Annotated in this window: 20 protein-coding genes and 1 pseudogene; 3 read left to right on the top strand and 18 right to left on the bottom strand. The window is 70.5% G+C overall.

The features are described 5' to 3' along the window. Positions 1-32 precede the first annotated feature (32 nt). Both ACFC1I_RS01325 and ACFC1I_RS01320 read right to left on the bottom strand, forming a co-directional pair. The gene (locus tag ACFC1I_RS01325; protein ID WP_376006025.1) at positions 33-482 is read right to left on the bottom strand and encodes a hypothetical protein; all 450 of its coding nucleotides are present in this window, start codon (positions 480-482) and stop codon (positions 33-35) included. A gap of 9 nt (positions 483-491) precedes the next feature. Beyond that, positions 492-1061, bottom strand: coding sequence for a GNAT family N-acetyltransferase (locus tag ACFC1I_RS01320; protein ID WP_376006023.1), 570 nt, complete (start codon positions 1059-1061; stop codon positions 492-494). 78 nt (positions 1062-1139) lie between these two features. Between ACFC1I_RS01320 and ACFC1I_RS01315 the strand changes: the two genes are divergently transcribed. Further along, on the top strand, positions 1140-1616 hold the full coding sequence (locus tag ACFC1I_RS01315) for an NUDIX domain-containing protein (protein WP_376006021.1): 477 nt from the start codon (positions 1140-1142) through the stop codon (positions 1614-1616). Between the two features lie 26 nt (positions 1617-1642). Here ACFC1I_RS01315 and ACFC1I_RS01310 read toward each other — a convergent pair whose 3' ends face one another. The 9 genes and pseudogenes from ACFC1I_RS01310 to murC all read right to left on the bottom strand — a co-directional run bounded on the left by ACFC1I_RS01310 (position 1643) and on the right by murC (position 9364). Then, complete coding sequence (locus tag ACFC1I_RS01310; protein ID WP_376006019.1) at positions 1643-2563, bottom strand: RluA family pseudouridine synthase; 921 nt, start codon at positions 2561-2563, stop codon at positions 1643-1645. 241 nt (positions 2564-2804) lie between these two features. Then, positions 2805-3386, bottom strand: a pseudogene (lspA, locus tag ACFC1I_RS01305) (signal peptidase II); the annotation flags it as partial. Between the two features lie 3 nt (positions 3387-3389). Next, positions 3390-3968 carry a DivIVA domain-containing protein gene (locus tag ACFC1I_RS01300; protein WP_376006017.1) on the bottom strand — a complete coding sequence of 193 codons (579 nt, stop codon included), beginning with the start codon at positions 3966-3968 and terminating at the stop codon, positions 3390-3392. 135 nt (positions 3969-4103) lie between these two features. Next, entirely contained in the window at positions 4104-4403 is a 300-nt protein-coding gene (locus ACFC1I_RS01295; RefSeq protein WP_376006016.1) for a YggT family protein, read from the bottom strand. A gap of 9 nt (positions 4404-4412) precedes the next feature. Next, complete coding sequence (locus tag ACFC1I_RS01290; protein ID WP_376006754.1) at positions 4413-4877, bottom strand: cell division protein SepF; 465 nt, start codon at positions 4875-4877, stop codon at positions 4413-4415. A 32-nt stretch (positions 4878-4909) separates the two neighbouring features. After that, on the bottom strand, positions 4910-5596 hold the full coding sequence (locus ACFC1I_RS01285; RefSeq protein WP_376006014.1) for a YggS family pyridoxal phosphate-dependent enzyme: 687 nt from the start codon (positions 5594-5596) through the stop codon (positions 4910-4912). Continuing rightward, complete coding sequence (gene ftsZ, locus ACFC1I_RS01280) at positions 5597-6754, bottom strand: cell division protein FtsZ (RefSeq protein WP_376006012.1); 1158 nt, start codon at positions 6752-6754, stop codon at positions 5597-5599. It abuts the gene before it with no gap. A gap of 176 nt (positions 6755-6930) precedes the next feature. Beyond that, positions 6931-7950, bottom strand: a complete 1020-nt coding sequence (locus ACFC1I_RS01275) for an FtsQ-type POTRA domain-containing protein (RefSeq protein ID WP_376006010.1) — start codon at positions 7948-7950, stop codon at positions 6931-6933. Between the two features lie 7 nt (positions 7951-7957). Next, complete coding sequence (gene murC, locus ACFC1I_RS01270; RefSeq protein ID WP_376006008.1) at positions 7958-9364, bottom strand: UDP-N-acetylmuramate--L-alanine ligase; 1407 nt, start codon at positions 9362-9364, stop codon at positions 7958-7960. Between the two features lie 118 nt (positions 9365-9482). On the opposite strand from murC, the gene ACFC1I_RS01265 reads away from it, so the two are divergent. Together ACFC1I_RS01265 and ACFC1I_RS01260 are read left to right on the top strand one after the other, a co-directional pair. After that, complete coding sequence (locus tag ACFC1I_RS01265) at positions 9483-10430, top strand: hypothetical protein (RefSeq protein WP_376006006.1); 948 nt, start codon at positions 9483-9485, stop codon at positions 10428-10430. Then, positions 10427-10801: a GntR family transcriptional regulator gene (locus ACFC1I_RS01260; RefSeq protein ID WP_376006004.1), complete on the top strand. Its 375-nt coding sequence runs from the start codon at positions 10427-10429 to the stop codon at positions 10799-10801. Before ACFC1I_RS01265 ends, ACFC1I_RS01260 begins: the two co-directional genes overlap by 4 nt. On the opposite strand, the gene ACFC1I_RS01255 is transcribed toward ACFC1I_RS01260, so the two are convergent. The 7 genes from ACFC1I_RS01255 to ACFC1I_RS01225 all read right to left on the bottom strand — a co-directional run bounded on the left by ACFC1I_RS01255 (position 10802) and on the right by ACFC1I_RS01225 (position 19621). Then, positions 10802-11221, bottom strand: a complete 420-nt coding sequence (locus ACFC1I_RS01255) for a hypothetical protein (RefSeq protein ID WP_376006002.1) — start codon at positions 11219-11221, stop codon at positions 10802-10804. A 39-nt stretch (positions 11222-11260) separates the two neighbouring features. After that, entirely contained in the window at positions 11261-12346 is a 1086-nt protein-coding gene (locus ACFC1I_RS01250) for a glycosyltransferase (protein ID WP_376006001.1), read from the bottom strand. A 140-nt stretch (positions 12347-12486) separates the two neighbouring features. After that, positions 12487-13782, bottom strand: a complete 1296-nt coding sequence (gene ftsW / locus ACFC1I_RS01245) for a putative lipid II flippase FtsW (RefSeq protein WP_376006000.1) — start codon at positions 13780-13782, stop codon at positions 12487-12489. Then, a complete protein-coding gene (gene murD / locus ACFC1I_RS01240) occupies positions 13712-15286 on the bottom strand; it encodes a UDP-N-acetylmuramoyl-L-alanine--D-glutamate ligase (protein WP_376006753.1) in 1575 nt (524 codons plus the stop codon). The genes ftsW and murD overlap by 71 nt, the downstream gene beginning before the upstream one ends. Then, the gene (mraY, locus tag ACFC1I_RS01235) at positions 15283-16395 is read right to left on the bottom strand and encodes a phospho-N-acetylmuramoyl-pentapeptide-transferase (RefSeq protein WP_376005998.1); all 1113 of its coding nucleotides are present in this window, start codon (positions 16393-16395) and stop codon (positions 15283-15285) included. Before mraY ends, murD begins: the two co-directional genes overlap by 4 nt. Continuing rightward, complete coding sequence (murF, locus tag ACFC1I_RS01230) at positions 16392-17807, bottom strand: UDP-N-acetylmuramoyl-tripeptide--D-alanyl-D-alanine ligase (protein ID WP_376005996.1); 1416 nt, start codon at positions 17805-17807, stop codon at positions 16392-16394. Before murF ends, mraY begins: the two co-directional genes overlap by 4 nt. A 23-nt stretch (positions 17808-17830) precedes the next feature. Further along, positions 17831-19621 (bottom strand): peptidoglycan D,D-transpeptidase FtsI family protein, encoded by a 1791-nt coding sequence (locus ACFC1I_RS01225; RefSeq protein WP_376005995.1) that lies wholly within the window; start codon positions 19619-19621, stop codon positions 17831-17833. Between the last annotated feature and the right edge of the window lie 22 nt (positions 19622-19643).

Below are 19643 nucleotides of genomic sequence, written 5' to 3'. Positions count from 1 at the left end.
TCACCCTCGACTCGAGGATGAAGGTGCTGCGCTCAGAACTCCTCGTCGAGGGCGTACTGGCGCTGCCACGACTCGGGGCGGTCGATGCCCAGGCCGTACAGGTAGCGGATCAGCTGGCCGTGGTGCTGGGTCTCGTGTTCGAGCAGGGCGAGCGCATAGGTGAAGGATGCCTCGTCCCCGGCGTCGAGCCCCGCGATCCAGTCGTCGACGTCGGACGACGTCTGCGCGAACGCCGCGCGCAGGGCCGCGGCATCCGTCGTCTGGTGCGCCGTGACGGGACTCGTGAAGCCCTGCCACTGGCCCGCCCGTGCAGCACGCGGATAGCTCTCGCGCGCCCCGAGCACGCACCACAGCTGGTGGCCGACGGTGTCGGACGGAAGGTCGGCGAGGTGCGAGCCCAGCTGGTCGGCCGAGACCGCGTCGACGAAGTCGAGATAGAGGGTGTTGGAGCGCGAGAGGCGACGGCGCAGGAGTTCGTTCACGCGTCCACGCTAGAGCTCGCGCCGCATGAGCACGCGAGGAAATCCCGACAGCACCGACTCGGTGTCGGCCGCCTTCACGAACCCCGCGCTCTCGAACAGACGCCGGGTGCCCACGTAGGCCATCGTCAGGTCGACCTTCTCGCCGCCGTTGTCGACCGGGTAGCCCTCGAGCACCGGCGCGCCTTGATCGCGCGCGAAGTCGACCGCGCCGTCGATGAGCGCGTGCATGACGCCCTTCTTGCGGTGCCCGGGCCGCACGCGGAAGCACCACAGCGACCAGACGTCCTGCTCGTCGACGTGCGGGATCTTGCGGAACGTCGCGAAATGGGTGCGCGTGCGCGGCGCGACGGCCGCCCACCCCACGACGTCGTCGCCGTCGTAGGCGAGCACCCCGATCGGTCCCTCTTCGTCGATGAGCCGGCGCACCCGCTCCCCGCGCTCCGGCCCCTTGAGCGCGAGGTGCTCCTTCGACGGGATGCGGTAGCTCAGGCAGAAGCAGACGTTGGACGCCGGATTCTTCGGACCCACCATGGTCGCGACGTCTTCGAACACCGTCGCCGGTCGCACCTCGATCGCCATGACGACACTCTGCCCGCAGCATCCGACATCGTCCAGGCGGTCACGATCGCGCGGCGGCGCGCCGCATAGGGTGTGAGCATGCCCACCCCGGACTTCATCCTCGAGCTGCGCGAGAAGATCGGCACCCACCCGCTCTCGCTCGCCGGCGTGACCGCGGTCGTGGTGCGCGACGGCGAGATCCTGCTCGGCCGCCGCAGCGACAACGGCTGGCTCACGCCGATCACGGGGATCGTCGACCCCGGCGAGGAGCCCGCGGACGCCGCCGTGCGCGAGACGCTCGAAGAAGCCGGCGTCGTGTGCCGCGTCGAGCACCTCGCGTGGGTGCACCAGATCCCGCGCGTCACGTACGCGAACGGCGACCAGACCGACTACCTCGATCTCACCTTCCGGTGCACCTGGGTGTCGGGCGACCCGTACCCGGTCGACGGCGAGATGACCGAGGTCGGCTGGTTCGACCTCGCAGAGCTACCCGGCGAGATCGACGCAGACTTGCGGCGCCGCATCGACGCGGCTCTCGCCGGCGACGGCCCGGCCCGCTTCGAGGGCGGGCGCTGAGTTCGAACCGCGACCGAGCCCGGGGCTCAGTCCCCGCGCAGCACGTCGAGCGCGTGCGCGAGGTCGGCCGGGTAGTCCGAGGTGAAGGTGGCCCAGTCCCCCGTCGCGGGGTGCGCGAACGAGAGCTCGTGCGCGTGCAGCCACTGGCGCGTGAGACCGAGTCGCGCCGACATCGTCGGGTCGGCGCCGTAGAGCGGATCGCCGACGCACGGGTGCCGGTGCGCAGCCATGTGCACGCGGATCTGGTGGGTGCGGCCCGTCTCGAGGTGGATCTCGAGCAGCGACGCACCGGGGAACGCTTCGAGCGTCTCGTAATGCGTGACGGAGTCCTTGCCGTCGGGGGTCACTGCGAACTTCCACGAGTGGGACGGGTGCCGCCCGATGGGTGCGTCGATCGTGCCGGCGAGCGGGTCGGGGTGGCCCTGCACGACGGCGTGGTAGATCTTCTCGACCTCGCGCTCCTTGAAGGCGCGCTTGAGCGCGACGTAGGCGCTCTCGGTCTTGGCGACGACCATGAGGCCGCTCGTGCCCACGTCGAGGCGGTGCACGACGCCCTGGCGCTCGGCGGCGCCGGTCGTCGCGATGCGGTAGCCCCCCGCCGCGAGGGCGCCGAGCACGGTCGGGCCCTCCCAGCCGAGGGACGGATGCGCAGCGACGCCGGAGGGCTTGTCGACCACCACGATGTCGTCGTCGTCGTAGACGATGCCGAGATCGGGAACCGCCACGGGCACGACCCGGGGCTCCTCCTTCGGCGCCCACGACACGTCGAGCCACGCGCCGCCGCGGAGCTTGTCGGACTTCGCGAGCGTGCGCCCGTCCATCGTCACGCCGCCGGCTTCGGCGACCTCCGCCGCGAACGTGCGGGAGAAGCCGAGCATCTTGGCGAGGGCCGCGTCGACGCGCGCGCCGTCGAGGCCGTCGGGGACGGGAAGGCTCCGGGAGTCCACGTCAGAGCTGGGCGCCCGACTCGGGCCGCTTCGGGTCGTGGCCCGCGTCGTGCTCGGCCTCGTACTCCTCCGCCTCGCGCTCGGCCTCAGCCTCGACTGCGCGCTGCTCGGCGTCGCTGAGCGGCGGCAGCCCGCGCTCGGCGGCGGGGATGCCGGCATCCGGGTCGGCGACGGGGAACTCGTTGCCGAAGCCCTCCACGGTGCCGCCCGAGGCGAACTGGTCGCCCTCGGCCCCGAGGAGCGTCTCGTCGTCCGCGCGCGCGTTCTCGGCGTCGGTCTCGTCCTTGCGGCCGTGGTCGCGCGTACCGTCCATGTGAACCCCCACGAGTACCAAGAGTGCGATCGCGATCATGTCGCACACGATGAAGATGTCGGCGACGTTGTAGATCGCCGGGGACATGCCGGGGAAGAACCACATCCACGGCGTGTTGATGAAGTCGACGACGTGCCCCACGCCGAAGCCGGGATCGCGGAGCAGCCGGTCGGTGAGGTTGCCCAGGACGCCGCCGAGGAGGAGCCCGAGGGCGACCGCCCACAGGCGCGAGCGCACCCGCGTCGCGGCGAGCCACGCGATGACGACGGCGACCGCGGCCAGCGCGATCGTGAAGATCCAGGTGACCTCCTCGCCGAGCGAGAAGGCGGCGCCGGGGTTGCGCGTCAAGTAGAAGCTCAGGAAGTCCCCGAGGACCTCGACCGGCTCCTGGTAGGGCAGGTTCTCGAGCGCGAGGTACTTCGCCAACTGGTCGGCGGCCAGCACCAGCACCGCGAGAACCGCGATGATGGTGCCGGCCGCCGCCTGACGAAGGGGAGGTCGGCGCGACAAGGCCTAGAGGCCCAGCGCGGAGACCGGCTGTGCGCCGGACGCCGTCGCCGTGGTCTCGAGGTCGCGCAGCTTGCCCTCGATGTAGCTGCGCAGCTGAGCGCGGTAGTCGCGCTCGAAGTTGCGGAGCTCGGAGATGCGGCCCTCGAGGGTCGTGCGCTCGCGCTCGAGCTTCGAGAGCTCTTCGCGACCGCGGGTCTCGGCCTCGGACACGATCGACGCGGCCTGCGACTTGGCGTCGGAGATGAGCTGGTCGCGCTGCGCGATGCCCTCGGCGACGTGCTCGTCGTGCAGGCGCTGGGCCAGCTCGATGATGCCGGCGCTTGCGGCGGGGCCGGTGCCACCGGTGGGGGCGGCCTCGACGACCGGCGCCGGAGCGGGCGCGGGAGCAGCAGCAGCGGGCGCAGCGGCACCCGACTCGTACGCCGCCAGCTTGGCCTTCAGCTCCTCGTTCTCGGTGAGGGCCTTGCGCCACTCCACGACGATCTCGTCGAGGAAGTCGTCCACCTCATCCGGGTCGAAACCCTCCTTGAAGCGGACGTGCTGGAACTGCTTGGTGACGACGTCATCGGGGGACAATGCCATGGTGATTCCTCTTTCGAGCGTCTGGTCGCTGGCCGATGTCGGGGCGACCGCCGGGTGGCGGCCGTTCGTATCAGCAAAGCATAGTCATCGGTTCTGAGAGTGTCGAAGCCGGGGACCGGGTCGGAGTGAGCGGATTCAGCCCGCGATCGTGCGGGTGATGCTGAGCAGGATGAAGCACAGCAGCATCGTCAGCGCGAACCCGAAGTCGATCGCGATGGCACCCACGCGCAGCGGCGGGATGAAGCGGCGGAACAGCCGGATCGGCGGGTCGGTGACGGTGTAGACGATCTCCGCGGCGACGAGGCCGGCGCCCCGCGGACGCCACTCCCGGTTGAAGAACGGGATCCAGTCGAGGACCAGCCGCGAGAGCAACACGAAGACATAGAGCAGCAGCGCGAGGTTGAGGATCGCTGCGATGAGTTGGACGACTGCCACGTAGCCAGATTACGGCTGCGCGAACGGAACCGAGTCCGGATCCGCCTGCGCGACCGCTCCGTCGCCCGACACGGCGACGTTCTCGGGCGAGAGCAGGAACACCTTGCTGGTGACCCGCTCGATGCGTCCGTAGAGGCCGAGCGAGAGGCCGCTCGCGAAGTCGATCAGGCGTCGCGCGTCGGCGTCGCTCATCTGCGAGAGGTTGATGATGACGGGGATGCCGTCACGGAAGTTCTCGGCGATGACCTGGGCATCGCGGTACTGCTTGGGGTGCACCGTGAGGATCTCGTTGATCGCGGCGGGCGTCGGCTGACGCACGACCGCGGGACGGTGGATCGGCGTCACCGGCGCTGCCGGCTTGTCGACCACCTTCTCGGAGGTGCGAGCACGCGGCTGGGGCGCCGGCTCGTCGTAGACATCTTCCTCGTCCGCGAGTCCGAGGTACACCATGGTCTTCTTGAGCGGGTTCGACATCTGATCCTCCGTAGTGCTCATCTGTTCCGAGGTTAACCGCGTTCTGGCCTGGGTCCGGTGATTGCCGAACCGATGCGTAGGTGTGTCGCGCCGGCCGAGATGGCCTCGGCGAAGTCCGCCGTCATGCCCGCGGAGATCCACGCGGCGTCCGGCACGACCGAGCGCACGACGGCCGAGAGGCCGTTCAGACGCGCGAACGCGGGCGCGGGCGGCTCGTCCAGCGGCGCGACCGCCATAACCCCGCGCACGCGCAGCGAGGGCAGCGCCGCGGTGTGGGCGGCGAGGGCTTCGAGGTCTTCCGGCGCCACACCGCCCCGCCCCGGGTCGTCGGTGAGATTCACCTGCAGCAGCACGTCGAGCACCGCGTCGTCCGGCTCGGCGGCCGCGTGGAGCGCGTCGGCGAGTCGGGTGCGGTCGAGCGAATGGACGACGGATGCTGCGGCCCTGACCGCGCGCGCCTTGTTGGTCTGCGCCTGCCCGATGAAATGCCACCGCAGGCCGTCGAGGTCTCCGACCTCGACGGCCTTGCGGCTGAACTCCTGCTGGCGGTTCTCCCCCACGTCGCGCACGCCGAGGCCGTACAGCTCCTCGACGAGGGGCGCCGGGTGGAACTTGGTCACGACGATGCGGGTGAGCTCGGCCGGATCGCGGCGCGCTGCGTGCGCAGCATCCGCGATCCGCTCATCGATCGCCGCGAGACGATCGGCGAGGCCGGCCACTTACTTGAGGAAGTCGGGGATGTCGAGGTCGTCGTCACCGAAGGCGGTGTCGTACGACGACTCGGTGACCGCGCCGACCGTCACCGGCACCGCGACCGGCGGCGTCTCGACGACGTCGCGGTCCTTCGCGGCCTCGTCGGCCGGCGTGACGGGCAGCGCGGGGGCCGAGACGACGCGGGCCGCCGTGATCGGCTCGATGCGCGCCTGCGGCTCGCCGCCGTCGAACCCGGCCGCGATCACCGTGACGCGCACCTCGTCGCCGAGGGTGTCGTCGATGACCGTGCCGAAGATGATGTTGGCCTCGGGGTGCGCGGCCTCCTTGACGAGCTGCGCCGCATCGTTGATCTCGAAGATGCCGAGGTTCGAGCCGCCCTGGATCGACAGCAGCACGCCGTGCGCGCCTTCGATCGAGGCCTCGAGCAGGGGCGATTCGACGGCGAGCTCGGCGGCCTTGATGGCGCGATCCGCCCCCCGCGCCGAGCCGATGCCCATGAGGGCCGACCCCGCTCCCTGCATGACCGACTTGACGTCGGCGAAGTCGAGGTTGATGAGACCGGGCGTGGTGATGAGGTCCGTGATGCCCTGCACACCGGCGAGGAGCACCTGGTCGGCCGTGGCGAACGCCTCGATCATCGAGATGCCGCGGTCGCTGATCTCGAGCAGGCGGTCGTTCGGCACCACGATGAGGGTGTCGACCTCTTCCTTCAGGCGCGCGACGCCCGACTCGGCCTGCTGCTGGCGCCGGCGACCCTCGAAGGAGAAGGGCTTCGTCACGACACCGATCGTGAGTGCTCCTATTGACTTCGCGATCTTCGCCACCACCGGAGCACCGCCGGTGCCGGTGCCGCCGCCCTCGCCCGCGGTGACGAAGACCATGTCGGCGCCGCGCAGCGCCTCTTCGATCTCTTCCGCGTGGTCCTCCGCGGCGCGGCGACCCACCTCGGGGTCGGCGCCGGCGCCGAGACCGCGGGTCAGCTCGCGGCCGACGTCGAGCTTGACGTCGGCGTCGCTCATGAGCAGCGCCTGGGCATCGGTGTTGATGGCGATGAACTCGACGCCCCGCAGGCCGAGCTCGATCATGCGGTTGACCGCGTTCACTCCGCCGCCGCCGACGCCGACCACCTTGATGACGGCGAGGTAGTTCTGGTTCTGGCTCATGCCGGCCTCCGTAGCCCTGGACCTGTCTAAACCTTCAACCTCTAGTAGAGGTATAAAGAATTGCCCGGTATGCAATTCCTTTGATCACGAAAGTAGGCCGATGCTGCGCGCGCGCTCGGACCGATTCGGCGTGTCGCGGCATCTGGTACTCGAAGTCGCGTCGGAGGCCCCGAAGGTCAGCGGACGACGACGGCGTCCGGTGACGAGACGTCGTACGAGAACACGTCGGCGGGCGGCCGCGCCGCCATGATCTGCTGCAGTGCGACGGCCTTCCTCGCCGAGCTCTCGGCGCTCCCCCACACCACCTGCGTGTTGGTACCGCCGAGCTCGAGCGTCACGTCGTCCGGAGTGGAGGCGGTGACTCCCGTCACCTGCGCACGGATCGCATCGGGGAGCGACCGCATCACCTGGCCGGCCGCAGCGAACGCGTCGGAGTCCACGCCCCCGGTGATGTTCAGCACCGGCGTGCCGGCGCCCGGCGTCGCCGTCGTCGACAGCGCGACCCCCGCCGCATCGACGAGGGTGTAGCCGGCGCGCGTCTCGATCAGGCCGATCGGCGTGCGCTCCACGATCCGCACCACCAGCTCATGCGGCGGACGCGCCTCGAGCGCGTAGGTCTCGATCAGCGGGTACGCGACGAGCGCCGCCTTCACGGCGCTCTCGTCGACGAGCGGCAGCGGCGTGCCGAGCTGCCCCGACAGGGCGCCGGCGATGTCGGCCTCGGCGAGCTGCCGGGCGCCCACCACGGTGATCTTCTCCACCCCGAACAGCGGGCTGTACGCGGCGCCGAGGGTGCCGAGGGCGAGGAGGACGATGGATGCTGCGGCCCCGACCCACACCAGCCGCCGGCGTCGCTGGCGCACGGTGAAGCGACGGATCTCGGCGCGCAGCGCCCTGCGCCGGGCACGAGCGGCCTTCCAAACGTCGCGGAAGCCCACGTCCGCAGCATCCGCTCCCTCGTCCGGTTCCGTGGCGACGGGACGGGGCTTCGCGTCGGGCAGCGGCGTCGGCGACGCGAGCGGGATGACAGGGGCCGTGGGATTCTCGTCGAACGTCGGCTCGACGCGCTCATGCTCCGGCGCCGAGGACTCGACGGGCTCGTCGCGGGCGGGGCGCGCTGCGCGCGCCGGCGCGGCCTTCTGCGCCGTGTCGCGCGGGGCGACCGGCGACTGCGGCAACGGCGACGGGCGGCGCATGCGGCGGTTACGCTCCCGCGCCCTCGCGGCCGAGCGCCTCGAGCACCTGCGGGATGATCAGGTACACGTTGCCGCAGCCGAGCGTGATGACGTAGTCGCCGTCGCGGGCGACGGAGGCCGTGTAGTCGGCGGCCTCCTGCCAGTCGGGCACGTAGTGCACGTGCGACGGGTCGGCGAAGGCGTCGCTCACGAGCTCGCCGGTCACGCCGGGCACCGGGTCCTCCCGGGCGCCGTAGACATCGAGCATGACGGTGTGGTCGGCGTAGGTCTCGAGCACCTCGGCGAACTCGCGGTACATCTCCTGCGTGCGCGAGTAGGTGTGCGGCTGCTGGATCGCGATGAGGCGGCCGTCGCCGACGACCGAGCGCGCGGCCGCGAGGGCGGCGGCGACCTCGGTCGGGTGGTGGGCGTAGTCGTCGAAGACGCTGACGCCGCGCTCGACGCCGTGCAGCTCGAAGCGGCGGACGGTGCCGGCGAAGCCCTCGACCGCGCGGACGGCGGGCTCGAGGTCGTGGCCGAGCGTCAGCAGCACGGCGACCGCGCCGGCGGCGTTGATCGCGTTGTGGGCGCCGGGAACCGGCAGCTGCGCGTCGACGGTGACACCATCGTGCGTCAGGCGGAACGAGACGGGTCCGTCGGTCACGATGTCGGTCACGCGCACTGTCGCGTCCGCGGCCTCGCCGAAGGTGACGACGTGCGGGTGGGTGACCTGCGCGGCCACGAGCTTCGCACCCGCGTCGTCGGACGAGATGACGACAGCCTCGCGCGCCTCGTTCGCGAACCGGGCGAACGCGGCATAGAACGCGTCGCGCGTGCCCCAGTGGTCGAGGTGGTCGGGGTCGACGTTCGTGATGAGCGCGATCGACGTGTCGTACAGCAGGAAGGTGCCGTCGGACTCGTCGGCCTCGATCACGAAGAGCTCGTCCGAGCCGCTGCCGCTCGAGACGCCGAGCTGCGCGATGACGCCGCCGTTGACGAAGGTCGGCTGCACGCCGAGGTCGCGGAGGGCGGTGACGATCATGCCCGTCGACGTGGTCTTGCCGTGCGCGCCCGCGACAGAGACCAGCCGGCGCCCGCCGATCAGCCAGTACAGCGCCTGCGACCGGTGGATGACGTGCAGGCCGCGCTCCTTGGCGAGCACGAACTCGGGGTTCTCGGGCCAGATCGCGCCCGTGTGCACGACGGTGTCGACGTCGTCGGCGAGGTTCGCGGCGTCGTGCCCGACGTGGACGGTCGCGCCGAGCTCGGCGAGCTCACGCAGCGCCTTGCTGTCGGCGCGGTCCGAGCCCGAGACGCGGATCCCGCGCTCGAGATACATGCGGGCGAGGCCCGACATGCCGGATCCGCCGATTCCGATGAAGTGGGCGGCGGTGATGTCGTCGGGAATGGGAAGACTGAGATCGGGTCTGATCATGACCGGTCAAGTCTAAGTTGGGCGACGGATGCTGCGCCCCTCGGCACGCCCGCAGGCATGGGGTGGCGGCATCCGTTCTGTATTGACACATTGGTACAGACGGCGGCACAATCGAGGCATGCCGATGGAGTTCGAGGTGCCGTTCGCTGCGTTCAACATGGTCGTCCTCACCGTCGTGGCAGTGATCCCCGTCGTCGTGCTGTGCGTCGCGCGCCGCGACTCGTGGGGCACCGCGATGGTCTACCGCATGTCGATGCGGGCGAAGCTGCCGATCGAATCGTGGGACATGTGGCGCAGCATCCGCGACAGATCGCGCGTGCTCGTCCGTGCGAACATGTGGGGACTTCTGGTGAGCGTCATCCTGTTCGCGGCGCTGCTGATCTGGACCCCGATCGGGTCGTCGCCGTTCGCGTTGTGGATCCTGACGCTGACCCTCGTGATCGGCATTCTCGGCGTCACCTCGGCGATCGTCGGCGTACGCGAGCGCCTCTTCTCCCCCGCGCCTGCCGCCGTGCGCATCGCACGACCCTCCGCGCTGCGGACGCGCGACTATCTGCCGGGATGGGCGGTGCAGCTCCCGCTGTGGCTCATCGGGGCGGCCGCCCTGGGCTGCACCGCCCTGACGATCGCGTGGGTCGACGGCGCGATCGCTGCCGCCACAGCCGCCATGGCGTCCGTCGCGCTCGCGTTCGCCGCACTGGCGCTCGTCGCGTGCCGCGTCGCCGAGCGGCGCGTGCTCGCGCAGCCTCAGCCCGCGACGAACACCCTCGAGCTCGCCTGGGACGACCTCTTCCGCCGCGACGCGCTCGGTGCCCTGCGCATGAGTGTGGCCATGGCGGCGTGGCCGGCGGTGGGCGTCGCGGGGAGTGCGCTGTTCCTTGTGGCGCTCGGCCACACCGCACCCGACGCGGCGCGCGTGCTCACGACGTTCCCCTGGTTCGGCATCCCGTGCATCCAGGTCGCCTACACGCTCCTCTCGGGACGACTGCCCTCGAAGCTGTACCCGGAGTATCTTCGCGTTGCATCCGAACCCGCGCCCGCTTCGGCAGGAGGAGCTCCCGCATGATCGTCATCGACCCGTCCTCCCCCGTCCCTCCGTTCGAGCAGCTGCGCACAGGGCTCGTCGACGCGGTCGCCTCCGGCGAGCTGGCCGCCGGCGCGCGACTGCCCACCGTGCGGCGCCTGGCCGAAGACCTCGGCATCGCACCCGGCACGGTCGCCCGCGCGTACCGCGAGCTCGAGGCATCCGGAATCATCGAGACCCGCGGCCGCAACGGCACGTTCGTCGCGTTCGACGCCGACCCCGCGCGTCAGCAGCTGCAGCGCGCCGCCGTCGCGTTCGCCGCGCAGGTGCGGGACCTCCACCTCGACGCCGAGGAAGCCCTCGCCGTCGTCACCGCGGCGCTGCGCGCGCCCGGTGCCCCTGCGGGCGCCTGATCACAGCCGCGTGCTCGTGCACTCCCCCAGCTGGATCATCGACAGCGCGTCGGGGCAGTCGTCGAGCCACCAGCCCTCGCCGTAGCGGTCCTTCGTCATGTCGGTGTAGATCTCCCACCCACCGCCGGGAAGCACACGGTAATACGCGGTGAACGGGTCGCCCTCGACAGTCGGCCGGGTCACGGCCAGCTCCGCACCGGCGGTCGTGGCCTCCTCGAGGCAGGCGATGTCACCCGACGACACCTCTTCGCCCTGACCGAGCTCGACGGTGCCGCACGAGGGCAACTCGGCACGCTCGAGGAAGGCGCGCGGCGTCGGCCCGCCCCTCGGCTCGCCGGGGCCGGCAACGCAGCCGCTCAGAGCGAGCACCGCCATGCCCAGCAGCAGCGCGGCGACAGCTGGCCGTGTCCTCACCACCATCAGTCCCCGATCCCCAGAGCGGTCGTGATTCCGATCGTGTCAGGTCCGCAGCGCGTCGTCGATCATCGCGACGACGTTCTCGGTTCCTGTACGGGTGCCGACGGATGCTGCGGCCTCCGTCATCGCCGCGCGCCGCGTCTCGTCGGCCAGGAGCGGCACGACCTCGGTGCGTACGCGGTCGCCCGTGAACTCAGCATCCGGAATCAGGATCGCGGCCCCCGCGCGGACAGCTGAGGAGGCATTCAGCGCCTGCTCGCCGTTGCCCACGGCGTACGGCACGTAGGCCGTGGGGATGCCCAGGGCGCTGATCTCGCTCACGGTGGCCGAGCCCGCGCGCGACACGATGAAGTCGGCGAGGGCGAACGCGAGGTCCATGCGGTCGACGTAGCGGCGCACGACGTAGCCGGGCGCGCCGGGGTCGGCGAGCTCGGAACGCTCGCCGGTGGCGTGCAGCAGCTGCCACCCGGCGTCGAGGACCGCACGCCAGCCCTCGCCGTGCCCCTCGCCGAAGGCGGCGTTGAGGCGCTGCGCGCCGAGCGAGCCGCCGAACACGAGCAGCACGGGTTTCGCCGGGTCGAGGCCGAAGTGCTCTGCAGCCTCGGCCCGGAGCGCGTCGCGGTCGAGCGCCACGATCTCGCGGCGCAGCGGCATGCCGACGACCTTCGAGCGCTTGAGGGGTGTGCCTTCGAACGCGACGCCGACGCCGGCCGCGCGACGGGCGCCGAGCACGTTCGCGAGTCCGGGGCGGGCGTTCGCCTCGTGGACGATGAACGGCACGTTCTCGCGCCGGGCCGCGACATAGGCGGGAGCCGACGCGTAGCCGCCGAAGCCGACGAGCACGTCGACGCCCCGCTCGGCGATGTGCGCCCGCACCTGCGCGATCGCGCGCGGGAAGCGCGCCGGGAAGGCGGCCGCCGCCTTGTTCGGGCGCCGAGGGAACGGCACCTTGTCGACGAAGAGCAGCTCGTAGCCCCGCTCGGGCACGAGCCGCGCCTCGAGCCCCTCGCGGGTGCCGAGGACGAGCACCTCGGCCTCGGGGTCACGGGCGCGCAGTGCGTCGGCGACAGCCAGGAGCGGGTTGACGTGTCCGGCGGTGCCGCCGCCGGCAAGGAGGTACGTCGTCACTCCCCGAGCCTACCTGGACGGGTGGGTTCCGGTTCGGGGCGCGATCTGTCCGTCGGGGCGCAGAAGCTCCGCCCCAAGGGTGGGATCGCGCCCCAGACGGCTGGGCGCGGTGCGCCGCGGCGCGGGGCTCGACCCTGAGGTCAGCGGACTGCGCGGAGCTTCGCGCGCTCGCGCGCGGCGCGCGCCGACGCGATCGCGGCCTCGCGGCGCGCGACCGATGCCGGGAGGGACCGGGCGAACGCGAGCAGCACGCCGCAGGCGAGCAGCACCGAGAGGAGCGAGGTGCCGCCCTGTGACATGAACGGCAGCGGAACGCCGAGCACCGGGAACACCCGCAGCACGACGCCGATGTTGATGAGCGCCTGGCCGACGATCCACACCGTGATGCCGCCGGCCGCGATGCGCACGAACGGGTCGTCGGTCTTGCGGATGACGTGGAACGCGCCCACCGCGAAGAGGGCGAACAGCGCCAGCACGACCGCGCAGCCGATGAGGCCGAGCTCTTCGCCGACGATCGCGAAGATGTAGTCGTTCGCGGCGGCGGGCAGCCAGTCGTACTTCTCGCGCGAGTTGCCGAGACCCAGCCCGAAGATGCCGCCGCTCGCGAGACCCCAGATGCCGTGCAGTGGCTGGTAGCAGTCGTTGAAGTAGTCGGCGAGGCAGTTCGGGTTCAGGAAGCTCATGAACCGGCGCATGCGGTCGGGACTCGTCACTGCGAGGAACGCCACGGCTCCGGCGGCGAGGATCGCGGGGAGCACGAAGATGCGCAGCTTGACGCCTGAGAAGAACAGGGCCCCGAGCACGATGAGCACGAGGATCATCGCCGTGCCGAGGTCGTCGCCGGCGAGCACCGTCGCGATCGCGAGGCCCGCGACCGGCACGAGCGGGATGAACACGTGCTGCCACTTGGTCAGCAGCGTGCGCTTGCGGAACAGCACGAACGCGACCCACAGCGCGAGGCCGAGCTTCAGGAACTCCGACGGCTGCGCCTGGAAGCCGCCGATGATGATCCAGTTGCGGTTTCCGTCGGCCCCGTGGCCGAGGGGCGTGAAGACCAGGAGCTGGAAGGCGACGCCGAAGATGAGCGCGGGCCACGCGACCTTCTTCCAGAAGGTCACCGGCAGCCGGCTCGCGATGAACATCAGCGGGACGCCGATGATCGCGAAGACCACCTGCTTGAGCACCATCTCCCACGGCGCTTCACCGGCGGCCGTCGCCGTAGCGGACGTCGCGGAGAGCACCATGACGAGCCCGAAGACCGTCAGCAGCAGCGTCGTCGACGCGATGAGCAGGAACTCGCTGGGCACCGGCGCGAACACGCGGCCGAGCGAGACCCTGGCGGCGAGTCCCCGTCGGGCGGGCTTGTCAGCCTCGGTCGGAGTCGTCGTCGATACGGGGCGCGTCGTCCGGGCCCGAGGCGGCTGCGTCGTGGTCACCCGGGTCCCCCGTTCCGATCCGTTCCCTCACCGCCGCCGCGAATCTGCGGCCACGGTCCGCGTATGACGCGAACTGGTCGAAGGACGCCGCGGCGGGAGCGAGCAGAACCACGTCCCCGTCACGCGCCACCCCTGCCGCCAGTTCGACGACCTGCGCCATGACCTCTTCAGTCTCGACGGCCTCGACCTCGAACACGGGCACCGCCGGCGCGTGTCGCTCGAAAGCGGCGAGCACCTCGGCGCGGTCGATGCCGATCACGATGGCGGCCTTCGCCGCGGCGCCGCGGCTCGCGACGAGCGCCGAGATGTCGACGCCCTTGAGGAGTCCTCCGACGACCCATACGGCGCCCGGGTAGGCCGTGAGCGACGAGGCCGCCGCGTGGGGGTTCGTGGCCTTCGAGTCGTCGACCCACGTGATGCCTCGGTGGCGGGCGACGACCTCGATGCGATGCGGGTCGAGGCGGAAGCCGCGCAGTGTGTCGCGGACCGCGGCGGGCTCGACGCCCAGCGATCGCGCCAGCGCCGCGGCCGCGAGGATGTTCGCGACGATGTGGGGAGCTGCGAGCCCGAGCGACGCGAGCTCCTCGACCGTGGTCAGCTCGAGCGCGCTCTTGTGGCGGTCCTCGAGGAACGCCCGGTCGACGACGATGCCCTCGACGACGCCCAGGTCGCTGGGGCCGGGCACACCGAGGTCGAACCCGATGGCACGCGCGCCCTCGACGACCTCGGCGTCTTCGACCATCGCCTGGGTCGCGGCATCCGCCTTGTTGTAGACACACGCGACGCGCGTGTTGTCGTAGACGTGCGCCTTGGCGTCGCGGTACGCCTCGAACGAGCCGTGCCACTCGAGGTGGTCGTCGGCGAGGTTGAGGCACACGGCCGCGTACGGCGAGACGGGGTCGGGCGAGTCCTGCAGGCCGAGGTACCAGAGCTGGTGGCTCGACAGCTCGACCACGAGCGCGTCGAACCCGGACGGATCGCGCACCGCGTCGAGCACGGGCGTGCCGATGTTGCCGACGGGCGCGGCGCGCAGGCCGCCCGCGACGAGCATCGTGGCCGTCAGGCGCGTGGTCGTGGTCTTGCCGTTGGTGCCGGTGATGAGAACCCAGTCCGCGGGCGTGCCGTCGGCCCGCACCACCTTGTCGCGCACGCGCCAGGCGAGCTCGACGTCTCCCCACAGCGCGATGTCGTTCTCCCGCGCCCACGAGATGAGCGGATGCTGCGGCGCGAAGCCGGGCGAGGCCACGACGACCTCGGGTGCGAAATCGACAAGCTCGGCGGGAACGGACTGCAAGGAGCCGGTCCAGAGGCGCGCGCCGATGACGGGGAGCAGCCGCGCGTACTCCTCGTCGGCCCCCTCGGTCACGACGAGCACGTCGGCGCCGAGCTCGGCGAGTGTGTCGGCGACGGAGAAGCCGGTGACCGAGAGGCCGAGCACGGCGACCCGCAGGCCCTTCCAGTCGGCGTTCCAGCTGGTGAGGGTGCGCAGGCGTTCCGAGGTCATGTGCGAGAGAGCCATTCGACGTAGAAGAATCCGACGCCCGATACGGCCAGGAGGCCCGCGATGATCCACATGCGCACGACGATCGTGACCTCCGACCAGCCCCGCATCTCGAGGTGGTGGTGGAACGGGCTCATGAGGAACAGGCGTTTACCGCGCGAGAGCTTGAAGTACAGGCGCTGCAGGATCACCGAGCCGGGCCCGATGATGAAGACGCCGGCGACGAGCACTGCGAGCAGCTCCGTACGGGTGAGGATCGCCATCGCGGCGATCACGCCGCCGATCGACATCGAGCCGACGTCGCCCATGAAGACCTTCGCCTTGGGCGCGTTCCACCAGAGGAACCCGACGAGCGCGCCGACGAAGGAGGCCGAGATGATCGCGAGGTCGAACGGGTCGCGCGTCGGGTAGCAGGCGGCCTTCGCCGCGGCAGAAAGGCTGTCGCCTCCCCAGCACGCCTGGTTGAACTGCCAGAAGGCGATGAGGCTGTAGGCGCCGGTGACGAAGATCGCGGCGCCGGTCGCGAGGCCGTCGAGGCCGTCGGTCACGTTGACGCTGTTCGAGAACGCGACGCCGATGAACGTGATCCAGACGAGGTAGAGGATCCACCCGATGATGAGACCGAGCGTCATGAAGCCGAGCACCGGCACGTCGCGGAAGACCGAGATGTAGGGCGACGCGGGCGTCTGGTCGAACTGGTTCGGGAAGTTCAGCGCCACGATGCCGAAGGGCACCGTCACGATGACCTGGCCGACGATCTTGCGCCAGCCGCTCAGGCCCATGAACTTCTGCTGGCGCACCTTCATGTAGTCGTCGATGAAGCCGACGGCGCCGAGGCCGACCATCATCCAGATCACGAGCAGACCCGAGACCGTCGGCGGGTTGTTGCCGACGTAGCAGCCGACCAGGTAGCCGACGATCGTGCCGACGATGAAGATCGTGCCGCCCATCGTGGGCGTGCCGCGCTTGGTCTGGTGGTTGGGGTTGCGGATGTCTTCCGGCGTCCGGATCACCTGACCCCAGCCCCATTTGCGGAACAGCCGCAGGAACACCGGGGTGAGGAAGAGGGTGAATGCCAGCGAGATCGCCGCTGCAGTAAGGAGTGATCTCACGAGAACGATTCTCCCAGACGATCGCCGAGGAACCGGAGCCCGGCCGAGTTCGACGACTTCACCAGCACGCGGTCGCCGTCGCGCAGCTCGCCCTCGAGGTAGGCGAACGCCTCGTCGGCGGTGGAGAAGAACACGGCCTCGTTGTCCCACGAGCCCTGCGCGACGGCCTCGAGGTACATGCGCCGCGCCGCGTCGCCGACGACGACGATGCGCTGGATGCCGAGCCGCACGGCCAGCAGTCCGACCCTGTCGTGCTCCTCCTCGGCGTACTCGCCGAGCTCGCTCATCGCGCCGAGCACGGCGACGGTGCGCTCGCCGGGGCCGGTGATCTGCGCGAGGGTGCGCAGCGCGGCGGACATCGAGTCGGGGCTCGCGTTGTACGCGTCGTTGATGATGCGCACGCGGTCCGATCCGAGCGGCTGCATGCGCCACCGTTCGGCGATCTCGACGGTCTCGAGGCGCGCGACGGCGTCGGCGAGCGAGACGCCGAGCGTCGTCGCTGCGGCGATCGCGGCCAGCGCGTTCATGACGTGGTGCTCGCCCAGCACGCGGAGGCGGAGCGGCAGCGAGATGCCGTCGGCGGTCACGGTGAAGGAGGTTCCGGATGCCGTCACCACGACGTCGTCGGCGCGCACGTCAGTGGCGGCGGGGCCGCGGCCGAACCAGCGCACGCTCGCCCTCTGCTCTGCGGCGATCGGTGCCATCGCGGCGACGCGCGCGTCGTCGGCGTTGAGCACCGCCACTCCCCCGGCGCTCAGCGCGCGGACGAGCTCGGATTTCGCGTGGAAGGTCGCCTCGATGCCGCCGAAGCCGCCCGCGTGGGCCATGCCCACCATGAGCACGACGCCCACATCGGGGTCGACGAGTCCCGCGAGGCGCGCGATCTCGCCGGGCGCGCTCGCGCCGAACTCGCTCACGAGGTACTTCGTGGTGTCGGTGACGCGCAGCATCGTCAGCGGCGCTCCGACCTCGTTGTTGAACGACGCCTTGGGCGAGACGGTCTCGCCCTCGCCCTCGAGGATGCGGGCGAGGAGGTTCTTCGTCGTCGTCTTGCCGTTCGACCCGGTGATGCCGACGACGCGGAGGGGCGCAGCATCCCGAACCGTCTTCACGACCTCGCGCGCGAGCGCCGCGATCGCCTCGACGACGTCGGGCACGACGATCTGGGTGACGGATGCCTCGACCCGCCGCTCGACGAGGGCGAGGGCTGCGCCGTTCTCGACCGCAGCATCGACGAACAGGTGTCCGTCGGTCTCTTCGCCTGGCTTGGCGACGAAGACGCCGCCCGGCTCGATGAGGCGGGAGTCGGTGTCGACCGCTCCCGACACGACGGTGTCGAGGGTGTCGCCGTTGTCGAGGTGGACCTCGCCCGAAACGGCATGGGCGATCTGGGCGATGTTGAGCGCGATCATGTGGGGAACTCCGGAAGCTCGGGTCACTGCCCGAACTTGGGCAGCAGCTCCGGCGACGTCGTCGAGGGCATGACGCGATAGGTCTTCAGGACCTGGGTCATGGCCTTCTGGAACGCGGTCGCGTTGGCCGCAGACGATGTTACCTTCGTCGGCTCGTCGAGGGTGACGACGACCACGTACTGGGGGTCGTCGGCCGGGGCGAAGCCGACCATCGTCGTGTAGTAGACGCCGGCCTTGTATCCGCCGTTGACCAGGTCGGCCTTCTCGCCCGTACCCGTCTTGCCGCCGACGCGGTACCCCGGGATCGCGACCGTCTTGGCGTACGGCGCCTGCAGGAACACGTTCTCGAGCATCTCGCGCATCTCGGCGGAGGTGCCCTCGCTGATCACGCGCTCGGGCGCGGCGAGCTCGGGCTCGACGACCGTGCCGTCGGGCTTCGTGCACGACTCGATGATCTGCAGCGGCATCTTGACGCCGTCGTTGACGATCGCGCCGTAGGCACGCGCGAGCTCGGGCATCGTGGTCGTGACGCCCTGGCCGAACGAGGTGTTGAGGGTGGTCTGCGCGCCCCATTCGGCGGCGGGGTAGATGAGGCCCGACTGCTCGGCCGGGTAGCCCGACGCGGTGCCCTCGCCGATCCCGAAGCGCTGGAAGTAGTCGTAGCGCGTCTGCTTGTCGACCTTCTGGCTGAACTTCGAGATGCCGACGTTCGACGAGTCGATGAGCACACCGGTGAGCGTGTAGGTGTTGGCCGGGTGCTGGAACGAGTCGCGCACGCGCGCGCCGTCGGCGAAGTCCTCGAGGCCCGACGCCACGACGGTCGAGTTCGGGGTCTGTCCGCCCGCGTCGATGACGGTCGCGGCGGTGAGGCCCTTGAACGTCGAACCGGGCTCGAACCAGTGCGTGAAGATGCTGCTCGTGCGGTCCTCGACCTCGGCGGAGGCGTAGTCGTTGGGGTCGACGGTCGGGTACTCGGCCGCCGCGCGCACCTTGCCGGTCTTCACCTCGTAGACCAGGATCGCCCCTCGCTGCGCGGCCATCGTCTGCGTCTGCTCGGCGATGAGCTGCTGCATGTACCACTGCAGATCGCGGTCGACGGTGAGCTGCAGCGTGCCGCCGTCCGTGGCGGGGGTCTCGCGCTCGGTGCCGGGGATGACGACGCCGTCCTTGCCCTTCTCGTACGTGCGCTTGCCGTCCGTCGCGGCGAGGCACGCGTTCTGCGCCTGCTCGAGGCTCTCGAGCGGCGTGCCGTCCGAGCCGACGAAGCCGATGAGGTTGCCGGCGACGGCGCCGTCGGGGTACGTGCGCGCGGGGTGGGAGACACACGCGATGTACGGCACCTTGAGGTCGACCAGGGCGCGGAACTGCTCCGTCGACAGGCCCTTCTTCAGCACCGCGTACTGCGAGTTCGCGTCCTCGGCGAGAGCCGTCCCGACGATCGCCCTGACCTCTTCGGGCGTCTGCCCGGTGATCACGGCAACGTCGTCCGACACCTCCGCCCACAGCCGGTATTGCGACTTCTCCTCGAGCACCTGTTCATCGATCTGGGTGATGAGCAGCGGCGACAGCTGGCAGTCATAGCGGAGGATGCTGCCCGCCAGCGTCTGCCCGTTCGTGTCGACGATGGCGCCACGTGTGCCGTAGAGCTGCTGCTCGCCGGCGAACGCGACGTCGAGCGAGTCCTTGATGTGGTCGTCGGCGTTCACGACCTGGATGTCGACGAGCCGGACGATGAACCCCGCGAGCACCGCGAGGACGACGGCCAGGGCCACGACGGTTCGGCGGCGGGGACTTCTCGTGCTGCGTGTCGTCATCTGCGTCTCGTGCTCCGCGCCT

It is taken from the genome of Microbacterium sp. NPDC056044, assembly GCF_042267145.1.
In the GTDB taxonomy this organism is placed as follows: Bacteria; Actinomycetota; Actinomycetes; order Actinomycetales; family Microbacteriaceae; genus Microbacterium.
The sequence above is the reverse complement of the archived record's forward strand: the minus strand, read 5'-3'. Positions and strand labels throughout refer to the sequence as shown.